The organism is Sphingomonas sp. P4_G2 (genome assembly GCF_056401155.1).
In genome coordinates this window covers 722,811-740,784 of record NZ_JBFUJY010000001.1, presented here as the reverse complement: position 1 = coordinate 740,784, position 17,974 = coordinate 722,811, and the positions used below count along the sequence as shown (strand labels likewise).

Here is a 17,974-nt window from a genome sequence, read left to right as displayed (position 1 = left end):
CCCCGAAGCGCCAATCGACGGCACGCCTTGTCTTGATCCTCCTGCTCGGGCTGCTCGGCCTGTGGGTCATCCACGCATTCCTGCCCGTTCTCATCTGGGCGGTAGTCATCGCCGTCGCGGTCGATCCGCTCGTCCAGCGCGCCGAGCGCCAGTTTCCGCGCCCCAATCTCGTTGCCGCGGCTTTCACCGTGGGTTTCGCCCTGATCGTGCTGGCGCCGATCGCGATCGGCATCGCTCAGGCCGCACGCGAGGCGCACGATGTCGCGACCTGGGTGAAGGAGGCGCAGCAATACGGGGTGCCGCCGCCCGGCTGGCTCGCCAATTTGCCGTACAGCGCCGAGGCGACTGATTGGTGGCGCACCAATCTGTCCGATCCGGCGGCGGCCCATCATCATTTCGAGGTGCTGAGCCACAGCCTGCTCGGCGCGCAAGCACGGTTGCTCGGCTTCGGGCTGGTCCATCGCGCGGTGGTGTTCGGCTTCACCTTGATCGCGCTCTTTTTCCTGATCCGCGACCGTGATGCCTTGGCGGTGCAGTTCCGCACCGCCAGCGCGAAGCTGCTCGGGCCGCAGGGCGAACGGATCGGGCAACAAGCTCTCGCCTCGGTCCGCGGGACGATCGACGGGCTGGTGCTGGTCGGACTTGGCTTCGGCGCGGTCATGACCGTCGTCTATTTCTTCCTCGGCGTGCCGCATCCTATTCTGCTCGGCGCCGTCACCGCGATCGCCGCGATGATCCCGTTTGGCGCGCCGGTCGCGTTCGGGCTCGCCGCCTTGCTGCTGCTCGGACAAGGATCACCCGGTGCCGCGATCGCGGTCGTCGTGATCGGCTTTGCCGCCGAATTCGTCGCGGGCCATTTCGTCCGCCCCGTCTTGATCGGCAGCGCGACCAAACTGCCGTTCTTCTGGGCGTTGGTCGGTATCCTCGGCGGCGTCGAGACGCTGGGGTTACTCGGGCTTTTTGTCGGGCCGGCGACGATGGCGGTATTGGTGATGCTGTGGCGCGAACTCGTCGAGGGCGATGCGACCCCCGTTGCCTGACGTCTATAGCTGACCGTCGGCGTTACGATTGCCCCGAACGGATCGGAACCTTAGATGGGCGGCAAATCCCCCGCCCTCAGGAGTCCCTATGACCTATTCCGCCAAGCTCGGCCTCTATATCGACGGCGAGTGGCTGACCGGCGATGGCCGGGACGTGCATTCGGTGCTCAACCCGGCGACCGGCGCGGGCCAGGCCGACTTGCCGCTGGCCACCACCGCCGACCTCGATCGCGCACTTGCCGCGGCGCAGAAGGGGTTCGAGGCGTGGCGCGCGGTTGCGCCCGAGCAACGCGCCGCTGTGCTTAACAAGACCGCCGCTTTGGTCCGCGAACGCGCCGACGCGATCGCCCGCATCGCGACGATGGAGGAAGGCAAGCCGGTCGCCGAGGCCAAGGGCGAGGTCATGGCCGCTGCTGCGATGCTCGAATTCCACGCCGGCGAAGCGGTGCGCGTTTATGGCCGCGTGCTGATGCGCACGCCGGGCATGCGCTCGATGGTGCTGCATCATCCGGTCGGTCCGGTCGCGGCGTTCTGCGCCTGGAACTTCCCGGCCTTGAACGTCGTCCGCAAAATCGCGCCCGCGGTCGCGGCCGGCTGCTCGATCATCCTCAAGCCGAGCGAGGAAACCCCAGGCTCGGCGGTTGAGATCATGCGCTGCTTCCAGGATGCCGGGCTCCCCGGCAATGTCGCGCAGATCGTGTTCGGCGTGCCCGACATGATCTCGCGCCACCTGCTCGCTTCGCCGGTCACGCGCAAACTGAGTTTCACCGGATCGGTGCCGGTCGGTAAGCATCTGATGAAGCTGGCGTCGGATAGCGTCATGCGGATGACGATGGAATTGGGCGGCCACGCGCCGGTGCTGGTGTTCGACGATTGCGATCTCGAAAAGACGCTCGATATCTTGGTCACGCACAAGTTCAGGAATGCCGGCCAGGTTTGCGTCGCGCCGACCCGCTTCCACGTCCAGGACGGCATCTACGAGAAGTTTGTCCAGGGGTTCGCCGAGCGCACGAAGAAGCTGCAGATCGGCAGCGGCCTCGACGCCGCCAACCAGATGGGTCCGCTCGCCAATCCGCGCCGCCCGGACACGATCTCAGCGCTGGTCGAGGATGCGCGCTCGATCGGCGCGCGTGTGCTGGCCGGCGGCGAGCGCGAGGAAAAGGACGGCGGCTTCTTCTTCCAGCCGACGGTGATCGCCGATGTGCCGCTGGGAGCCAAGGCGATGAACGACGAGCCGTTCGGGCCGCTTGCCTTGATCCGCCCGTTCGGCACGGTCGAGGACGCGATCGCCGAAGCCAACCGCCTGCCCTTCGGCCTTGCAGCCTATTGCTTCACCGAGAGCGGTCGCCGCCAGAATCTGCTCGCCGAAACGGTGGAGGCGGGGATGGTCGCGACCAATCAGGTTCGCATGACCTGGCCCGACGCGCCGTTCGGCGGGATGAAGGAATCGGGCTTCGGCTCCGAGGATGGTCCCGAGGGGATCATGGCGCATCTGACCACCAAGGCGGTACACATCGCATGACGAAACGCACCGCCGCGCGCATCCTCGTCGACCAGCTGATCGCGCAAGGCGTCGATCGCGCCACCTGCGTACCCGGCGAAAGCTATCTGTCGGTGCTCGACGCGCTGATCGGGAGTGGGATCGACCTGCTCACCTGTCGCGCAGAGGGTGGCGCGGCGATGATGGCCGAGGCTTATGGCAAGCTGACCGGCCGCCCCGGTATCTGCTTCGTGACGCGCGGCCCCGGCGCGACCAACGCGTCGCCCGGCCTGCACATCGCGATGCAGGATTCGACTCCGATGATCCTGTTCGTCGGCCAGATCGAACGCGGCATGCGGGATCGCGAGGCGTTCCAGGAGCTCGATTATCGCGCCACGTTCGGCGCGTTGGCGAAATGGGTGGTCGAGATCGACGACGCCGATCGCATTCCGGAAATCATCGCTCGCGCTTTCCGCGTTTCGATGCAGGGACGGCCGGGTCCGGTGGTGATCGCGTTGCCCGAAGACATGCTCGATGAGGTCGCCGAGGTTGCCGACGCCCCGCGCGTCGATCCGGTCGAAACCGCGCCCGCGCCGGCCGATGTCGACCGGCTCGGCGAATTGCTCGCGACAGCCAAAAACCCCGTCGCGATCGTCGGCGGCTCGCGCTGGACGCCGCAAGCGCGCGACGCGATGATCGACTTCGCACACCGCTTTGATTTGCCCGTCGCCGCGCAATTCCGCCGCGCCCCGCTCTTCCCCGCGACCGACGACCATTTCATCGGCGATCTCGGGCTCGCGCCCAATCCCAAGCTGATCGAGCGCATCAAGACCGCCGACCTGGTCCTGCTGATCGGCGGACGGATGTCGGAAATCGCTTCGCAATCCTATACATTGCTCGGGATCCCTGCCTCGGCGCAGCAGCTCGTCCATATCCATCCCGACCCGCTTGAACTCGGCCGCGTTTACCAGCCGGTGCTGGCGATCAACGCCACGCCGCCGGCCTTCTTCGCCGCGCTCGACGGTATCGAGGCGAGCCCGACCTGGTCCGCCAACCGTGAGGCGGCACGCGCCGATTACCTCGCCTGGTCCGACACGCCGCCGCCGGTGCCGGGCGATTTCCAATATGGCGACGTCATGGCGTGGCTGCGCGACCGGCTGCCGCCCGACGCGACGATCTGCAACGGCGCGGGCAATTTCGCGAGCTGGATCCATCGTTATTACCGCTTCCGCGATTTCGGCACCCAACTCGCGCCGACCAGCGGGTCGATGGGATACGGCCTGCCCGCGGGCGTGATGGCCAAGCGGCAAAAGCCCGACAGCATCGCGCTGACCATCGCCGGCGACGGCGACTTCCTGATGAACGGCCAGGAATTTGCCACCGCGGTGCATCATGGCATTCCGCTGATCGTCGTGCTGATCGACAACGGCATTTACGGCACGATCCGCATGCACCAGGAAAAGACCTTCCCCGGGCGCGTCTCGGCGACCAACCTCACCAATCCCGATTTCGCCGCACTTGCGCGTGCCTATGGCGGCCATGGCGAGACGGTCACCACCACGGCGGAATTCGCGCCCGCCTTCGAGCGCGCGCTAGCTTCAGGCAAGCCGGCGATCCTGCATTGCCATCTCGACAGCCAGGCGATCACCCCGACCGCGACGCTGGATGGGCTTAGGGCAGCGGCGGAGAAGAGCTGAAGCCGGCCGACCCTCCGCTTGATCCGTGATCCAGTTTCTGCGCCATCGCTGCGAAAAGTTGGAGCGGGTAACGGGAATCGAACCCGTGTATTCAGCTTGGAAGGCTGCTGCACTACCATTGTGCTATACCCGCATCCGGTTGAATTCACTCGCTAAAGTGATTTCCGGCGCTTGACGATCCAACCGGCGTCCCGCTGGAAATCCAACGAAGGTCCGATCGGCGGCGCGGCGCACCGGTTAGCGCGCCGATCGGCAAGGCGCAAGGGTCAGGCGCTTTGATCGGGCTGGGCGAGTACCCGCGTTCAAGCTTAACCGATCATTCACCAAACCCTCGCACTAAGCGGTATGGATTACGAAGGACGTTCGGCCTTTGCCACCAGGGCGGCGCTTCATGCGCGCGATGATCTCGCGACCATCGGGCGCGGAATCCGGCCTGCCACGCTGGCAGGTGTGCTGGTCTCGTTCCTGTTGGTCGACCAAGTCCTGCTCTGGCATTTCCTCGGCCTTGTACCACCGATAGCTGTCGTATCGGCGTTGGTCCTGTTGCCCGTCGCGTTCTGGCCGCTGACGCGGCACACGGACGCGGGAAGCGCGAGATTGCCATGGAAGCTTTTGGGCATCTGCTTCGCCGTTTCGCTGGTCGTCTATATCCTGGGCGGCGAAGGGCGACTGTTTTACGCCAATAGGGATTGGCAGGTGCGCGGCGCGGTGCTGCGCGATCTCGTCAACTATCCCTGGCCGGTTATCTATGACGGCACCGATCCGAAGATATTGCGTCTGCCGTTGGGCATGTATTTGATCCCGGCCTGGATCGGCAAATCCTATGGCTTCGCGGCTGCCGAACTGACGGAGCTGCTGCAAAACAGCTTGCTGCTGACGGCCGTGCTGGCGCTCGGTTCGACCCTATTCACCGGTACGCGCGCGCGCCTGATCGCGCTGGGCGTCTTCCTCGGCTTTAGCGGCATGGACGTTATCGGCGCGCTACTCACCGGCCAGCCGCCCCACGGCCATATCGAGCAATGGAATGTCTACCAATTCTCGTCCCACATTACCCAGGCATTCTGGGTTCCGCAGCATGCTTTGGCGGGCTGGATCGGGGCCTTGTGTTATCTGTTGTGGCGCGACGACAAGGCACCCGCGGCATTGCTGTTCTGCGTCGTCCCTCTGTCGGCATTGATGTCGCCGCTAGCCTTTATGGGCCTGTTGCCGTTTGCCGCGCACGCTGCGGTCACCGTCGTCGTTCGGCACGAAGTGCGTGTCCGCCAACTCGTTCTACCGGTGCTCGGCGTGCTGATCTCGCTGCCGTCGCTAGTGTACCTCACGTCCGCCGCCGATACGGTCGGCGGACATTTCGAGGCGCCCAGGATTCTCCAATATCTCCTTATCGAACTTCTCGAGATCGTGCCCTTCCTGGTCGGACTCAAACTCGCGACGAGAAGCGATCGATTTGGCCGGACGACGTTCGTAATCGTCGCGCTCATCCTGTTGTTCGCGCCGCTCGGGAAGGTGGGCAGAGGGATCGACTTCGTGATGCGCGTTTCCATACCGGCGCTGGCGATCCTTTCGATGCTGATCGCCGACCTGTTCAGCACGCCGGCGGAGCCTTCCGCGCGGCGTGGCCGCCAGATCGTGCTTGGTGCTTTCCTGATTGGCCTGGCAACGCCGGCCACGGAGATTGGCCGCGCACTCCTCTTTCCTGGGTCGCCTGCCCCGCTTTGCAGCTATCTCGGCGTCGTACCCGGTGGCGCTACCGACTATGTAGCGTCTCTCTCGAGACTACCCGCCTGGATTAGGCCGAGCGAGCCGGCAATGGTTCGGCCTCGCGATCCCGAGCAATGCTGGGACGGACCCTGGCCAAAACCTGTCACTTAGAGCTGTCGCATCGCTTTTTGCGGAAAACCGGTACCCGCTCTTCCGCGCGATGCTCTAAGCCCGAGAAAGCGCCCTGCTTTACAAATGATGTGTGCGCCTTAGCGGCGCTCGCGTCCGACATCCTTCACGGCTTGCTTACCATTCCGCGCGTATCCCCGCGCGCATGTATCACGACCCTGCATTGGGCACGGCCGCCAAGGCCGATCCGCGCCCCAAGTCCGCCGTGTCGACCGGGACCGGCATATCCGGGCTAGCTGGGCTATTCACCTGGATAGCAATCGCGCGCTGGCTCGGGATGGACGGTCCCTATGCCGCCCTGATCAACGTCGCCGCGACCGCACTGCCGATGGTGCTGTGGTCGGTGTTCGTCGACAAGGTCCACCGTAACCCCTCGACCGGGATCGACTGGGCCAATCCGAAACCGTGGCGCGAGACGCTCGACATCTCGATCACCAAGCTCGCCGGGCTATGGCTGACCTGGGCCGGGATCGCCTGCCTCTACGCGGTCGGACGCTTCTATTGGGAAGGCAATTTCCAGTTCTCGATGTGGTGCTTCATGTGGGCGGCGCCGGCGCTGTTCGTGCTGTCGATCCCCTACACATTGTGGCTCGACCGCCGCATGGTCGAGCCCAAGGACGGCTGCTGGGCCTTGGGCGCCTGGATGATGGGACTCAAGGAACCGATCGACAAGGAAGCGATCTGGAACCACCTGAAGAGCTGGGGCGTGAAGATGTTCTTCACCGCCTTCATGCTGGCAATCGTCCCGCCGGGGTTCGGCGATTTCGTCCGCGGCGATTTCAGCCGGGTGCTCGCCAGTCCCGTGGCGCTGGCCAATTGGCTGATCACTTTCATGTTCCTGGTCGACGTGGCGTTCGCCACCGCGGGCTATCTGCTCGCCTTGCGCCCGCTCGATTCGCACATCCGCACCGCTAATCCCTATGCGGCAGGCTGGATGGCGGCGCTGATCTGCTACCCTCCCTTCGTCCTGATGGGCGATAACGGCCCGCTCGATTACCATCCCGGCACCTATGGCGAGGCCGGCTGGTCGACCTGGTTCGCGGATTATCCGGTGCTGCTGGTCGGCATCGGCACCTTGCTGGTGCTGCTGACCGCGATCTACGCCTGGGCTACGGTCACGTTCGGCATCCGTTTCTCCAACCTCACGCATCGCGGCATCCTGACCAACGGGCCCTATGCCTTTTCGCGGCACCCCGCCTACCTCTCCAAGAACCTGTTCTGGCTGATCGCCACCGTACCGCTGCTGACCACCGGCAGCTGGCTCGACGCGGTGCGATCGACCGCGATCATGGCCATCGTCGCCGGGATCTATTATTGGCGCGCGCGGACCGAGGAGCGCCATCTGCGAGCCGATCCGGCGTACGAGGAATATTATCAGTGGATGGAGCGCAACGGCCTGGTGCCGCGCTTTTTCCGATGGATCAGCGGCAAGTCGGCAGCGGTCACGCCAGACACAGCATGAACCCGATCGCGCCGGCCATCGCCACCGCACTCGCGGCCAGCGCACGGTGCAGATGGGGACCGTCCGGACAAAGCCGGGCATAATCGCGCCAGACCAGGATCGCCGGACGCCAGAGCGATCGCGAGCGTTGCTCGGTCGCCCGGACGGTGATCGCCATCCGCCCGTTTTCCAGGGTCGCAACCACCAGCCCGGTGATCACCGCGACAAGACAGATGACCGCGGCGACCGACCGCGGTCCGGCCATCAGAAGCTCATCTCGTCATAGATTTTCGAAATGTCGCCGTTCCACTCACCGTTATAGCGGTCGAGCAGGACCTGTGCGGGCACCTTGCCCGACCGCACCACTTCGCGCAGCGGATCGAGGAACCCGGTCTCGTTGGTCCCGCCGGCATCGGTCCGCGCGCGCGCGGTCAATCCGGCATGCGCGATGTCGAGCACTTCCCCAGCGATGTCACGAAGCTTGCCGCCACCCGGCAACGGCGCGTCGAGCGCCAGCGCGGGCACCGAATTCCGCAATTCCTCGCGCTCAGCCATGGTCCAGTGCCGCACCAGATCCCATGCCGCGTCGAGCGCGCCCTGATCGTAGAGCAGTCCGACCCAGAATGCCGGCAAGGCGCAGATCCGCCCCCAAGGCCCGCCATCGGCGCCGCGCATTTCGAGGAACGTCTTGAGCCGCACTTCGGGGAAAGCGGTCGAGAGGTGATCCGACCAATCCTCGATCGTCGGCTTCTCACCCGGCAGGATGTCGAGCTTGCCGTCGAGGAAGTCGCGGAAGCTTAGCCCCGCGGCGTCGAGATACTGGCCGTCGCGATAGACGAAGTACATCGGCACATCGAGCGCGTAATCGGCATAGCGCTCGTAGCCGAACCCGTCCTCGAACACGAACGGCAGCATGCCGGTGCGCGCGGGATCGGTGTCCGACCAGATATGGCTGCGGAACGACAGCATGCCGTTCGGCTTGCTCTCGGTGAACGGCGAATTGGCGAACAGAGCGGTCGCCAGCGGCTGCAGCGCGAGTCCGACACGGAACTTCTTCACCATGTCGGCTTCGGACGCATAGTCCAGATTGACCTGGATCGTGCAGGTCCGGAGCATCATGTCGAGCCCCAGGCTGCCGACCCGCGGCATGTGGCGCAGCATGATCGCATAGCGGCCCTTGGGCATGATCGGCAGATCCTGCCGCGCCTTGTCGGGCCACATCCCCATGCCGAGGAAGCCGAGCCCGAGCCGGTCGCCGATCGTCTTGACCTGTTGCAAGTGACGGCCGGTTTCGGCGCAAGTCTCGTGCAGATTTTCGAGCGGCGCGCCCGACAGCTCGAATTGCCCGGCGGGCTCGAGGCTGACCGATCCATCGGCGCCGGTCAGCGCGATGATCTTGCCATTCTCCTCGACCGGCCGCCAGCCGAACTCGGTCAGGCCATTGAGTAGGTCGCGGATGCCGCCGGGCTCGTCCCACGACGGCGCGCGATGATCGACGGTGCGATAGACAAATTTCTCATGCTCGGTGCCGATCCGCCAACGCTCGGCGGGCTTTTCCCCACCGGCGAAAAAATCGATCAGCTGCTGACGGTCTTCGATGACCGCTGCGTTCGTGTCCGTAACGGTCTTCGTCGTCATGGCGCGCATGTAGCGACGACGAAACGGTTGCGCTAGCCGTCGTTCGAAAGGCCCCGGTTAACCCCGCCAATCGCCCGCCGCTGACATCCAGATTGTCACCGCTGCTGCCGCCGCAGTCTCGGCACGAAGAATACGCGGACCGAGGCCGATTCCTACCGCTTGGGGCAACGCACGGATCGCCTCGCGTTCGGCGTCGTCGAACCCGCCTTCGGGTCCGATCAGGATCGCCGCCGGCCCGCGATGCGCCGCCATCGCCTCGGCGGCGGGCGCGCCGCCCATCTCGTCGGCGAAGAAGAGCGCGCGATCCTCGGGCCAGTCGCGGAGCAAGGCGTCCAGCTTCACCGCCTCGGACAGTTCCGGCAACGCGGTGCGGTCGCATTGCTCCGCCGCCTCGATCATGTGGCTGCGCAGGCGGTCGAGGTTGAGTCGGTCGATTATCGTGCGGCGAGTCAGCACCGGCATCAGCCGCGCGACGCCCAGCTCGCAGGCTTTTTCCGCGACCCAGTCGATCCGGCCTTTCTTGATCGGCGCCGCGCACAGCCACAGGTCCGGGACCGGCTCGCGGCCGCGCAGATGCGCCGAGACGGTCAGAATCAGGTCGCGCTTGCCGATCGCGCTGGCGATGCCGAGCCATTCGCCGGTAGCGTCATCGAACAACTTTACCGGATCGCCCGCCTTCAGCCGCAGCACCGACAGCAGATAATGCGCCTGCCCGCCCTCGACGCGGACATCGGCGCCTTCGGCCAGCGGGACGTCGATGAACAGACGCGGCGTCGATCGCGGCGGCCAGGCGGGAGTTGCTGCCATGGCTGGCGACTTAGCGAGTTCGTCTCGGTCGGGCCAGCGTCACCTCCCCTCCCGCTTGCGGGAGGGGAACGTCGGTCACGGCTTCGGCTTGCGCCGCATCATCCGCCAGCCGACCACCAGCGCCGCGATCCCGAACGCGCCGCCGACTAGCGCCAGCCCCGCCGCCTGGGCGATGCCCCAGAACAGCGTCTCTGCGAACCGGGCAATGGCGACGGAGAGATGGACCATGAACTGGCCCTAACACGCCAACCCGCCTAGCGTATCCGTTTCCAGTGCCGGACCTGGCAGCCGAAACCGAATAAGGTACAACCGCTGGCGGTGATGCTGTCGGAATCGGTCAGTTCGATTCGCCCCGAAATCGTCTGGTCGAGCGCCGGCACATAGACCTTGCCCTTCCATTCATTGGGACCGGTCTGACGAAATTCGCGGAACACTTGCGTTCCGATCAAGGTCCGGCCGCGCGAGGCGATGTCCGCCTTGGTCTTGTCGTCCGCCCAGATCACGGTGCCGCACATCGCATCGCCGCAGCGGCCGGCGCGGACGTGCATCGTGTTGTTCATATTAGTCCAGGTGCCCACCCAGGCCGCGCCGGCACGCGCCGGATCGGGTTCGGGACCAGCCTGGGCAGACGCCGCAACGACGGTCAGCGTCAGCGCGGCGCAGGCCAGAAGTCGGGGCATGATCGTCGACATCGCAAACTCCAAAAACACACTCCCCCACCCCTTCCGCCTAGAAATAGAAATTGTCCGTCTTGGGGCAAGGCGTGGCGCTGGTGCGGCAATTCGCACGCGGCTAGTGAATAGGTGATGACTGTCGAACCCGAGTCCGAGATCGTCCCAGACACCCAATATCGCGGGTTGGTCGGGCGATTGCCACCTTATCCGCGCGCATTCGCCTTGCTGGCGCGATTCGATCGGCCGATCGGCTGGCAATTGCTGTTCTGGCCCGGCGCCTGGGCGATCGCGCTGGCGCATGGCGCGATCGACCGCTGGGATCTGATTCTGTGGATCGCGCTCGGCGCCATCGCCATGCGCGGCGCCGGCTGCGTCTATAACGATATTGTCGACCGCGACCTCGATTGCCAGGTCGAACGCACGCGGAGCCGCCCGCTCGCCTCGGGCGCGGTGTCGCTGAAGGCGGCGTGGATCTGGCTGGTGTTCCTGTGCCTGATCGGGCTGGTCGTGCTGCTCCAGCTGCACCGTTATGCCGCGATCGTGGCGCTGGTCAGCCTGGCGCCCGTCGCGGCCTATCCGTTCATGAAGCGGATCACCTGGTGGCCGCAGGCGTGGCTGGGCATCGTCTTTTCCTGGGCGGCGTTGGTCGGGTGGAGCGAGATCGCCGGGTCGCTGATGATGCCGGGACCCTTGCTCTATCTGGGGTCGATCTTCTGGGTGATCGGCTATGACACGATCTACGCGCTCCAGGATATCGAGGACGATACGCTTGTAGGCGTCCGCTCCTCGGCGCGCGCGCTGGGTAGCCGGGTCAGATCGGGCGTCGGGACTTTCTATGCCCTCGCGGTCGCCTGCTGGGCGCTGGCCTTGTGGGAATTGCGGCCCGACCCGCTGGTGCTCGTCGCGCTCGCCCCGGCCGCGCTGCATTTCGCCTGGCAGGTCGCGACGCTCAAGCCCGCCGATGGCGCCAACGCGCTCCGCCGCTTCCGCTCGAACCGATTCGCCGGACTGCTGGTGTTCCTCGCCTGCTTCGTCGTCGGACAAACGAGTTTTTGAGCGACTACCGCCACCCGATCTCGGTCAGTTTTGCCGACGCCCTTTGACCGGCGCGCCTGCGCTTCCTAAGTGCCGGTCATGTTGACTCCCGACGCCGCGCGCGACCGCGCTCTCGATATCGTTACACGCGCGCGCAAAGCCGGCGCCGATGCCGCTGACGCAATGCTCGGCGCCTCGGCCAGTGTCGAGGTGTCGGTGCGGCTGGGCGAGCTCGAAGATGTCGGCCGTTCCGAAGAGGAGCAATTGGGTCTGCGCGTATTCGTCGGCCAGCGTTCAGCCTCGGTCTCGACCTCCGATCTGTCGTCGGCCGCGATGGACGCGCTGGTCGAGCGCGCGGTGGCGATGGCGCGGGAGGCGCCCGAGGACAAATGGGCCGGTCTCGCGCCCGAGGATCGGCTGATGACCGGGCCGATCCCCGATCTCGACCTGCAGGATGCGGACGACCCCGCCCCCGCCACGCTCAAGCAAACCGCGCTCGCCGCCGAGGATGCGGCACGCGCGGTGCCCGGCGTCACCAACAGCGAAGGCGGCGGGGCTTCGGCCGCGCGCGTCGCCTGGGCGCTCGCCACCAGCCACGGTTTCTCCGGCGCCTATGCCACGACCAGCCACTCGGTCTCGGCCAGCGTGCTGGCGGGCAGCGGTGGCGCGATGCAGCGCGATTACGGACACCGCACGGCGCGCCACCGCGCGCACCTCCCCTCGCCAGAGGCGATCGGCCGTGAGGCGGGCGAACGCGCGGTCGCCCGGCTCAACCCCGGCAAGGTCACGAGCGGCCCGATGCCGGTACTGTTCGATCCGCGGGTCGGCGCGTCGCTGATCGGGCATCTGACCGGCGCCATTTCCGGCGCGGCGATCGCGCGCGGCACCAGCTTCCTGCTCGGCAAATTGGGCGAGCAAATCTTCGCGAGCGGGATCGAAATTGTCGACGATCCGCTCCGCCCGCATGGCCTGCGCTCGCGACCGTTCGATGGCGAGGGACTCGCGGTATCGGCGACCAGCCTGATCCGCGACGGCGTCCTCACCACCTGGCTGCTCGAGTCTGCCTCGGCACGACAGCTCGGGCTCGAGCCCACCGGTCATGCCGCGCGCGGCGGCGCCGGGGCGCCTGGCGTCAGCACCACCAACACCTATCTCGCCGCGGGCAAGACCAGCCGCGACGATATGATCGCCGGAGTGAAGCGCGGCGTCTATGTCACCGAGTTGATCGGCCAGGGCGTCAACGGCGTCACCGGCGATTACAGCCGCGGCGCGGCGGGTTTCCTGATCGAGGATGGGGTGCTCACCACACCGGTCGACGAATTCACCATTGCCGGCAATCTGAAGGACATGTTCCTCCAGCTGACTGCTGCCGACGATCTCGAATTCCGCTACGCGACCAATGTCCCCACGCTCCGGATCGATGGAATGACGGTCGCGGGTGGCTGAGCTGATCGACGACATCGCGGAGGTCGCAGCAGAGGCGAGCGCCTATGCGCTGGCGCGCTGGCGGACCGATTTCGCGCGCTGGGAAAAGGCGCCGGGCAACCCGGTCTGCCAGGTCGATATCGACGTCAACAATCTGCTCCGCGAGCGGTTGACCGCGCTCGCCCCCGATGCCGGCTGGCTGTCGGAGGAGACGGTCGACGACGCGGTGCGGCTCAACCATCGCCGCTGCTGGGTGGTCGATCCGATCGACGGCACCCGCGACTATATCCGCGGGCGCGAGGGGTGGGCGGTATCGATCGCGCTGGTCGACGGCGAGCAGCCGGTGGCGGCGGTGCTCGATGCCCCTGCCCTGGCCGAGGTCTGGCGTGCCGAAACGGGCAAGGGCGCGACGCTCAACGGCGAACCGATCACGCATAGCGGACGCGCGGTCTTCATCGGCGCGCGCACGCCAACCGACACGCTGCCCGACGTCGACGCCGATCTGGTCGCGGTCACCAAACCCAATTCGATTGCGCTGCGAATCGCGATGGTTGCGTCGGGTCAGGCCGATCTGCTCGCGACGATCCGCTGGGGCAATGAATGGGACATCGCCGCCGCCGTGCTGATCGCGCGCGAAGCGGGCTGTGCGGTCAGCGATGCAGTCGGGCGCAAGCTGCGCTTCAACACCCCGCGCGCCGAGGCATTCGGCGTGCTCGCGACCGCGCCGGGCATTCACCTCGCGGCGATCGCGCGGCTGCACGAGCGCGCGGTGGCGGGGTTGGGCAAGCCGCGCTGAAGCTTTAGAAATTCATCCAACGCCATCAAAAAACGCCTCCCCGGCGAAGGCCGGGGCCCAGCTTCGGCGTCGTTGAGACGGCGTCCCGTCGCTGCTGGTTCATGGCGACTGGACCCCGGCCTTCGCCGGGGAGGCGCAACTAATTACGGCTGCATCGAATCGCAGTTAGACTTCAGCCCTCAAGCTGGCGGATCAGGCTGCGCACCGCGCCGTCGATCTCGTGATCGCTGCCGCGCAGTTCCTCGATGCGGCGCACCGCATGGATCACGGTCGAATGGTCGCGCCCGCCAAACTTGCGCCCGATCTCGGGCAGCGAGCGCGTGGTCAGGCGCTTGGCGAGGTACATGGCGATCTGGCGCGGGCGGGCGACGACCACGGCGCGCCGCGCTGAGACGAGGTCGACCGGCTTGAGGTCGTAATGCGCCGACACTGCGCGCTGGATCTCGTCGATCGTGATCCGCTTGGTGCCGCCGCGCAGCACGTCGCCGAGCGTCGCCTGGGCGAACTCCAGGTTGATTTCCTCGCCGGTCAACTGGGCATAAGCGACCAGCCGGTTGAGCGCGCCTTCGACTTCGCGCAGGCTGCCGGTGACCTTGTGCGCGAGCAGTTCGAGCACGTCCTCAGGTACCTTGACCTCGGGCAGCTCGCCGAGGCGATGATCGAGCAATGCGCGGCGCAGAATCGCGTCGGGCATCTTGATGTCGGCAACCAAGCCCATCGCCAGCCGCGAGACGATCCGCGCCTCGACATCGTCGAGTCCCTGCGGATGGCGGTCGGCGGTGATGACCAGGCGCTTGCCCGCCGCGGTCAGCTCGTTGATCGTGTGGAAGAATTCGTCCTGGGTCGGCTTCTTGCCGGAGATGAAGTGCAGATCGTCGATCATCAGCAGATCGGCGCCGCGCAGCCGGGTCTTGAAGGCATGCGTATCATTGGCGCGGATCGCCGCGACGAATTCGAACATGAACCGCTCGGCCGACATCAGGAACACGCGCGCCTCGGGAACCGCCGCCAGATAGGCATGGCCGATCGCGTGCATCAGATGGGTCTTGCCGAGCCCGGTGCCCGAATGGAGGAATAACGGGCTGAACCGCGGCACGCCCGGTTCGGCCAATGCCCTGGCAGCGTTGAAGGCGACGCGGTTCGACGGGTCGACCACGAAGCGGTCGAACGTCAGGCGCGGATCGAGCGTGGGACGCTCGGCGGCTTCGACGGGCGCGGCGGGCGATTCGGCCGGCTGGTCGGTGGCGATGCGCAACACTGCCGGCGCGGACGCCTGGCGTACTTCGATCGACACGGTGCGAATCGCCGGGATCGCGGCGCGGAACTCCTGGACCAGCCGGTCCTGATAATGGTTGCGGACCCAATTGGCGGTGAACGCCGACGGCAGCGTCAGGCGCACGGTGGTCTCGTCGTCGCTATCGTCGAGCTCGATTGGCTTGAGCCATTGCTCGAACAACCGCGCGCCAGCCGACTCCCTCAGATTCTTGCGGATTCTCGCCCAGGCATTGAGAACTTCCCCGGGCACAACACCGTCCTTTGCTAACGAAACCGCCACCCGCAACAACCCCTTCCAAGCCTGCCCACGCCCCCGCGACGGGCCCGATTCTTTAGGCAGACGCCTCCCCCCAGCCGGAATTGCCATCCGCCTGAACGCGAGTACTGCTATGATTCGGCGAGCACCTGATGGGCGCTGCGAGGGCTGATTATGAAGCTCGAAGCCCATCGATCAACCCCGTCGATGACAGAAATATTAAAATAAAAAAGTTGACTCGCTCTGACCCGCAGAAATCCGGGCTTCTCTAAATAAGCCTCTGAATTTAGGTAGATTTCACATTACGCTTCTGTGAACTATTTGCGAATCGCTAGGTTTTCCCATGGTTAGGGAATTCGTTAGAAGATCGGGTATGGTTATCGCTGCGGAGCAGCATGGCGGGAGCACCAGACAGCAAAAAGCCCGCCGGTGAATTTCACACCGGCGGGCGCCATCCCTGCTACCAAATCGGGTATCTTACAGCGAAGCGAGTCGCTTGGTCAGGCGCGAGAATTTGCGGCTCGCGGTGTTCTTGTGGAGCACGCCCTTGGCGACGCCACGCTGCAGCTCGGGCTGCACGGCGGCAAGCGCGACGGTGGCGGCTTCCTTGTCGCCGGCGGCCAGCGCCGATTCGACCTTCTTGACGAACGTACGGATGCGACCGACGCGGTTGCCGTTGATTTCCGCGCGACGGTCGTTGCGACGGATACGCTTTTTCGCTTGCGGCGTGTTCGCCATGAAAGTCCTCTGAATTTCGCAAAAAATGGGACAGGCAAGACGTATAGCCGTGCCCGGAAGCGGTGGCCCTTAGCGATCGATCGAGATTCGGTCAACCGGGTTGATGTGGTTCACGCTGCCGCCCAGACCTAAGTCTGGCAGGCCGGACACCAGAAGGTCGATCGCCCGCCCTCGACATAACGATGCACCGTCCCGCCGCAGCCGCATGGCTCGCCCTCGCGGCCATAAACCGCGAACTGCTTGGAGAAATAGCCGAGCTCGCCGTCCGGCCGGGCGAAATCGCGCAGGCTCGACCCACCCGCCGCGATCGCCGACTCCAGCACCGCATGGATTTCGTGCACCAGCCGATCGAGCCGCGCGAGGCTGATCCGTCCCGCTTCGCGCTTGGGAGAAATGCGTGCGGCGTAGAGCGCCTCGCAGACATAGATATTGCCGAGGCCCGCCACGATCCGCTGGTCGAGCAGCATCTGCTTGATCGAGGCAAACCGGGTCTTGAGCGCGGCCTTGAGATAGAGCGCGGTGAAGTCCGGGCCGAGCGGCTCGGGGCCCAGCGCCTTGAACGCAGGGAAGTCCGCAATCCCCTCGGTCGGCACCAGGTCGACCGATCCGAATCGCCGCGGGTCGTTGAGCACGACGCGGCGTCCCGCTTGGGTATCGATCACCAGATGATCGTGCAGCAGCAATTCGTTGGGATCGACTCGCCAGCGCCCCGACATGCCGAGATGGAAGATCATCGTGTCACCGCGATCGGTCTCGATCAGCCCATATTTGGCGCGGCGCTCCAGCCCCGTCACCGTCGCCCCGGTCATCCGCTGGGCAAGATCGGGCGGGAACGGCCGGCGCAGATCGCCGCGCCGCGTGACGACATGTGTCAGCCGCTGGTCCTTGAGCACGGGCTCCAGCCCGCGGACGGTGGTTTCGACTTCGGGAAGTTCAGGCATCGGATCCTCATATCGTCATTCCAATGAAAGCGGGAATGACGAAGATAAGGGCGGGGATGACGGCGCCTGATTGCCTCGCTACAGCCCCGCGCATGACCGATAAAGTCTCCTTCGGCTACGAAGATGTCAGCCCCGAGGAAAAGACCCGCCGCGTCGGCGGCGTCTTCGCCAGCGTCGCCAGCAAATATGACGTGATGAACGACGCCATGTCGGGCGGGCTGCACCGCGTCTGGAAAGACGTGTTCGTCCGCCGCGTGAAACCCCGGGCGGGCGAAGCGATCCTCGATATGGCCGGCGGCACCGGCGACATCGCCTTCCGCATGGAGAAATCGGGCGCCGCGATCACCGTCGCCGATATCAATCCGGCGATGCTCGAGGTCGGGATCGAGCGCGCGGCCAAACGCGGCATCGACGGCCTGGTGTGGAGCGAGGCCAATGCCGAGACGCTGCAATGGCCGGACCGCTTCTTCGACGCCTATACGATCGCGTTCGGCATCCGCAACGTCACCGACATTCCGAAGGCGCTGCGCGAGGCGCATCGCGTGCTCAAGCGCGGCGGCCGCTTCTTCTGCCTCGAATTCTCGACCACCTTGTGGCCGGGTTTCGGCGATATCTATGACGCTTACTCGCACCATGTCGTGCCCAAGGTCGGCCAGGCGATCGCCGGCGACGCCGAAAGCTATCGCTATCTGGTCGAGTCGATCCGCCGCTTTCCCACCATGGAGCGGTTCAAGGAAATGATCGGCGAGGCCGGTTTCGTCCAGACCAAGGTCGAACCGATGCTCGGCGGACTGGTCGCGATCCATAGCGGCTGGAAGATTTGATGGGGCGGAAGATAAAC

General features: G+C 65.6%; 17 protein-coding genes and 1 tRNA gene. 9 read left to right on the top strand and 9 right to left on the bottom strand.

What is annotated here, in order from left to right:
• The first annotated feature begins 32 nt into the window (after positions 1-32).
• The 3 genes from AC1DRD_RS03325 to AC1DRD_RS03315 all read left to right on the top strand — a co-directional run bounded on the left by AC1DRD_RS03325 (position 33) and on the right by AC1DRD_RS03315 (position 4,217).
• Positions 33-1,040: an AI-2E family transporter gene (locus tag AC1DRD_RS03325; protein WP_478040281.1), complete on the top strand. Its 1,008-nt coding sequence runs from the start codon at positions 33-35 to the stop codon at positions 1,038-1,040.
• An 88-nt stretch (positions 1,041-1,128) separates the two neighbouring features.
• Positions 1,129-2,562: an NAD-dependent succinate-semialdehyde dehydrogenase gene (locus tag AC1DRD_RS03320; RefSeq protein WP_478040279.1), complete on the top strand. Its 1,434-nt coding sequence runs from the start codon at positions 1,129-1,131 to the stop codon at positions 2,560-2,562.
• Entirely contained in the window at positions 2,559-4,217 is a 1,659-nt protein-coding gene (locus tag AC1DRD_RS03315; RefSeq protein ID WP_478040277.1) for a thiamine pyrophosphate-binding protein, read from the top strand. Before AC1DRD_RS03320 ends, AC1DRD_RS03315 begins: the two co-directional genes overlap by 4 nt.
• A gap of 59 nt (positions 4,218-4,276) precedes the next feature.
• Here AC1DRD_RS03315 and AC1DRD_RS03310 read toward each other — a convergent pair.
• A tRNA-Gly gene (locus tag AC1DRD_RS03310) sits at positions 4,277-4,350 on the bottom strand.
• A 212-nt stretch (positions 4,351-4,562) separates the two neighbouring features.
• Between AC1DRD_RS03310 and AC1DRD_RS03305 the strand changes: the two genes are divergently transcribed.
• Positions 4,563-6,089, top strand: coding sequence for a hypothetical protein (locus AC1DRD_RS03305; RefSeq protein ID WP_478040275.1), 1,527 nt, complete (start codon positions 4,563-4,565; stop codon positions 6,087-6,089).
• Between the two features lie 163 nt (positions 6,090-6,252).
• Entirely contained in the window at positions 6,253-7,569 is a 1,317-nt protein-coding gene (locus AC1DRD_RS03300) for a methyltransferase family protein (protein ID WP_478028045.1), read from the top strand.
• Here AC1DRD_RS03300 and AC1DRD_RS03295 read toward each other — a convergent pair.
• The 5 genes from AC1DRD_RS03295 to AC1DRD_RS03275 all read right to left on the bottom strand — a co-directional run bounded on the left by AC1DRD_RS03295 (position 7,550) and on the right by AC1DRD_RS03275 (position 10,685).
• Positions 7,550-7,813, bottom strand: coding sequence for a hypothetical protein (locus AC1DRD_RS03295; protein WP_478028043.1), 264 nt, complete (start codon positions 7,811-7,813; stop codon positions 7,550-7,552). The genes AC1DRD_RS03300 and AC1DRD_RS03295 overlap by 20 nt on opposite strands.
• Positions 7,813-9,186 carry a glutamate--cysteine ligase gene (locus tag AC1DRD_RS03290; RefSeq protein ID WP_478040273.1) on the bottom strand — a complete coding sequence of 458 codons (1,374 nt, stop codon included), beginning with the start codon at positions 9,184-9,186 and terminating at the stop codon, positions 7,813-7,815. The genes AC1DRD_RS03295 and AC1DRD_RS03290 overlap by 1 nt, the downstream gene beginning before the upstream one ends.
• A gap of 57 nt (positions 9,187-9,243) precedes the next feature.
• Positions 9,244-9,993 carry a 16S rRNA (uracil(1498)-N(3))-methyltransferase gene (locus AC1DRD_RS03285; RefSeq protein ID WP_478040271.1) on the bottom strand — a complete coding sequence of 250 codons (750 nt, stop codon included), beginning with the start codon at positions 9,991-9,993 and terminating at the stop codon, positions 9,244-9,246.
• A gap of 75 nt (positions 9,994-10,068) precedes the next feature.
• Positions 10,069-10,221: a hypothetical protein gene (locus tag AC1DRD_RS03280; protein WP_478028038.1), complete on the bottom strand. Its 153-nt coding sequence runs from the start codon at positions 10,219-10,221 to the stop codon at positions 10,069-10,071.
• Positions 10,222-10,247: 26 nt separating this feature from the next.
• On the bottom strand, positions 10,248-10,685 hold the full coding sequence (locus AC1DRD_RS03275; RefSeq protein ID WP_478028036.1) for a DUF2147 domain-containing protein: 438 nt from the start codon (positions 10,683-10,685) through the stop codon (positions 10,248-10,250).
• Positions 10,686-10,799: 114 nt separating this feature from the next.
• On the opposite strand from AC1DRD_RS03275, the gene ubiA reads away from it, so the two are divergent.
• The 3 genes from ubiA (at position 10,800) to AC1DRD_RS03260 (ending at position 13,923) form a co-directional block, all read left to right on the top strand.
• Positions 10,800-11,723 carry a 4-hydroxybenzoate octaprenyltransferase gene (ubiA, locus tag AC1DRD_RS03270; protein WP_478040270.1) on the top strand — a complete coding sequence of 308 codons (924 nt, stop codon included), beginning with the start codon at positions 10,800-10,802 and terminating at the stop codon, positions 11,721-11,723.
• A 78-nt stretch (positions 11,724-11,801) separates the two neighbouring features.
• Positions 11,802-13,148 carry a TldD/PmbA family protein gene (locus AC1DRD_RS03265; protein ID WP_478040268.1) on the top strand — a complete coding sequence of 449 codons (1,347 nt, stop codon included), beginning with the start codon at positions 11,802-11,804 and terminating at the stop codon, positions 13,146-13,148.
• Entirely contained in the window at positions 13,141-13,923 is a 783-nt protein-coding gene (locus AC1DRD_RS03260) for a 3'(2'),5'-bisphosphate nucleotidase CysQ (protein ID WP_478040266.1), read from the top strand. Before AC1DRD_RS03265 ends, AC1DRD_RS03260 begins: the two co-directional genes overlap by 8 nt.
• A gap of 172 nt (positions 13,924-14,095) precedes the next feature.
• Here the strand turns inward: AC1DRD_RS03260 and dnaA are convergent, their stop codons facing one another.
• The 3 genes from dnaA to mutM all read right to left on the bottom strand — a co-directional run bounded on the left by dnaA (position 14,096) and on the right by mutM (position 17,133).
• Complete coding sequence (gene dnaA, locus AC1DRD_RS03255; protein WP_478040265.1) at positions 14,096-15,448, bottom strand: chromosomal replication initiator protein DnaA; 1,353 nt, start codon at positions 15,446-15,448, stop codon at positions 14,096-14,098.
• Between the two features lie 483 nt (positions 15,449-15,931).
• Positions 15,932-16,192, bottom strand: a complete 261-nt coding sequence (rpsT, locus tag AC1DRD_RS03250) for a 30S ribosomal protein S20 (protein WP_066813132.1) — start codon at positions 16,190-16,192, stop codon at positions 15,932-15,934.
• Between the two features lie 128 nt (positions 16,193-16,320).
• Positions 16,321-17,133, bottom strand: coding sequence for a bifunctional DNA-formamidopyrimidine glycosylase/DNA-(apurinic or apyrimidinic site) lyase (mutM, locus tag AC1DRD_RS03245; RefSeq protein ID WP_478040263.1), 813 nt, complete (start codon positions 17,131-17,133; stop codon positions 16,321-16,323).
• A 92-nt stretch (positions 17,134-17,225) separates the two neighbouring features.
• Between mutM and AC1DRD_RS03240 the strand changes: the two genes are divergently transcribed.
• Positions 17,226-17,957: a class I SAM-dependent methyltransferase gene (locus AC1DRD_RS03240; RefSeq protein WP_478040261.1), complete on the top strand. Its 732-nt coding sequence runs from the start codon at positions 17,226-17,228 to the stop codon at positions 17,955-17,957.
• Positions 17,958-17,974: the final 17 nt, after the last annotated feature.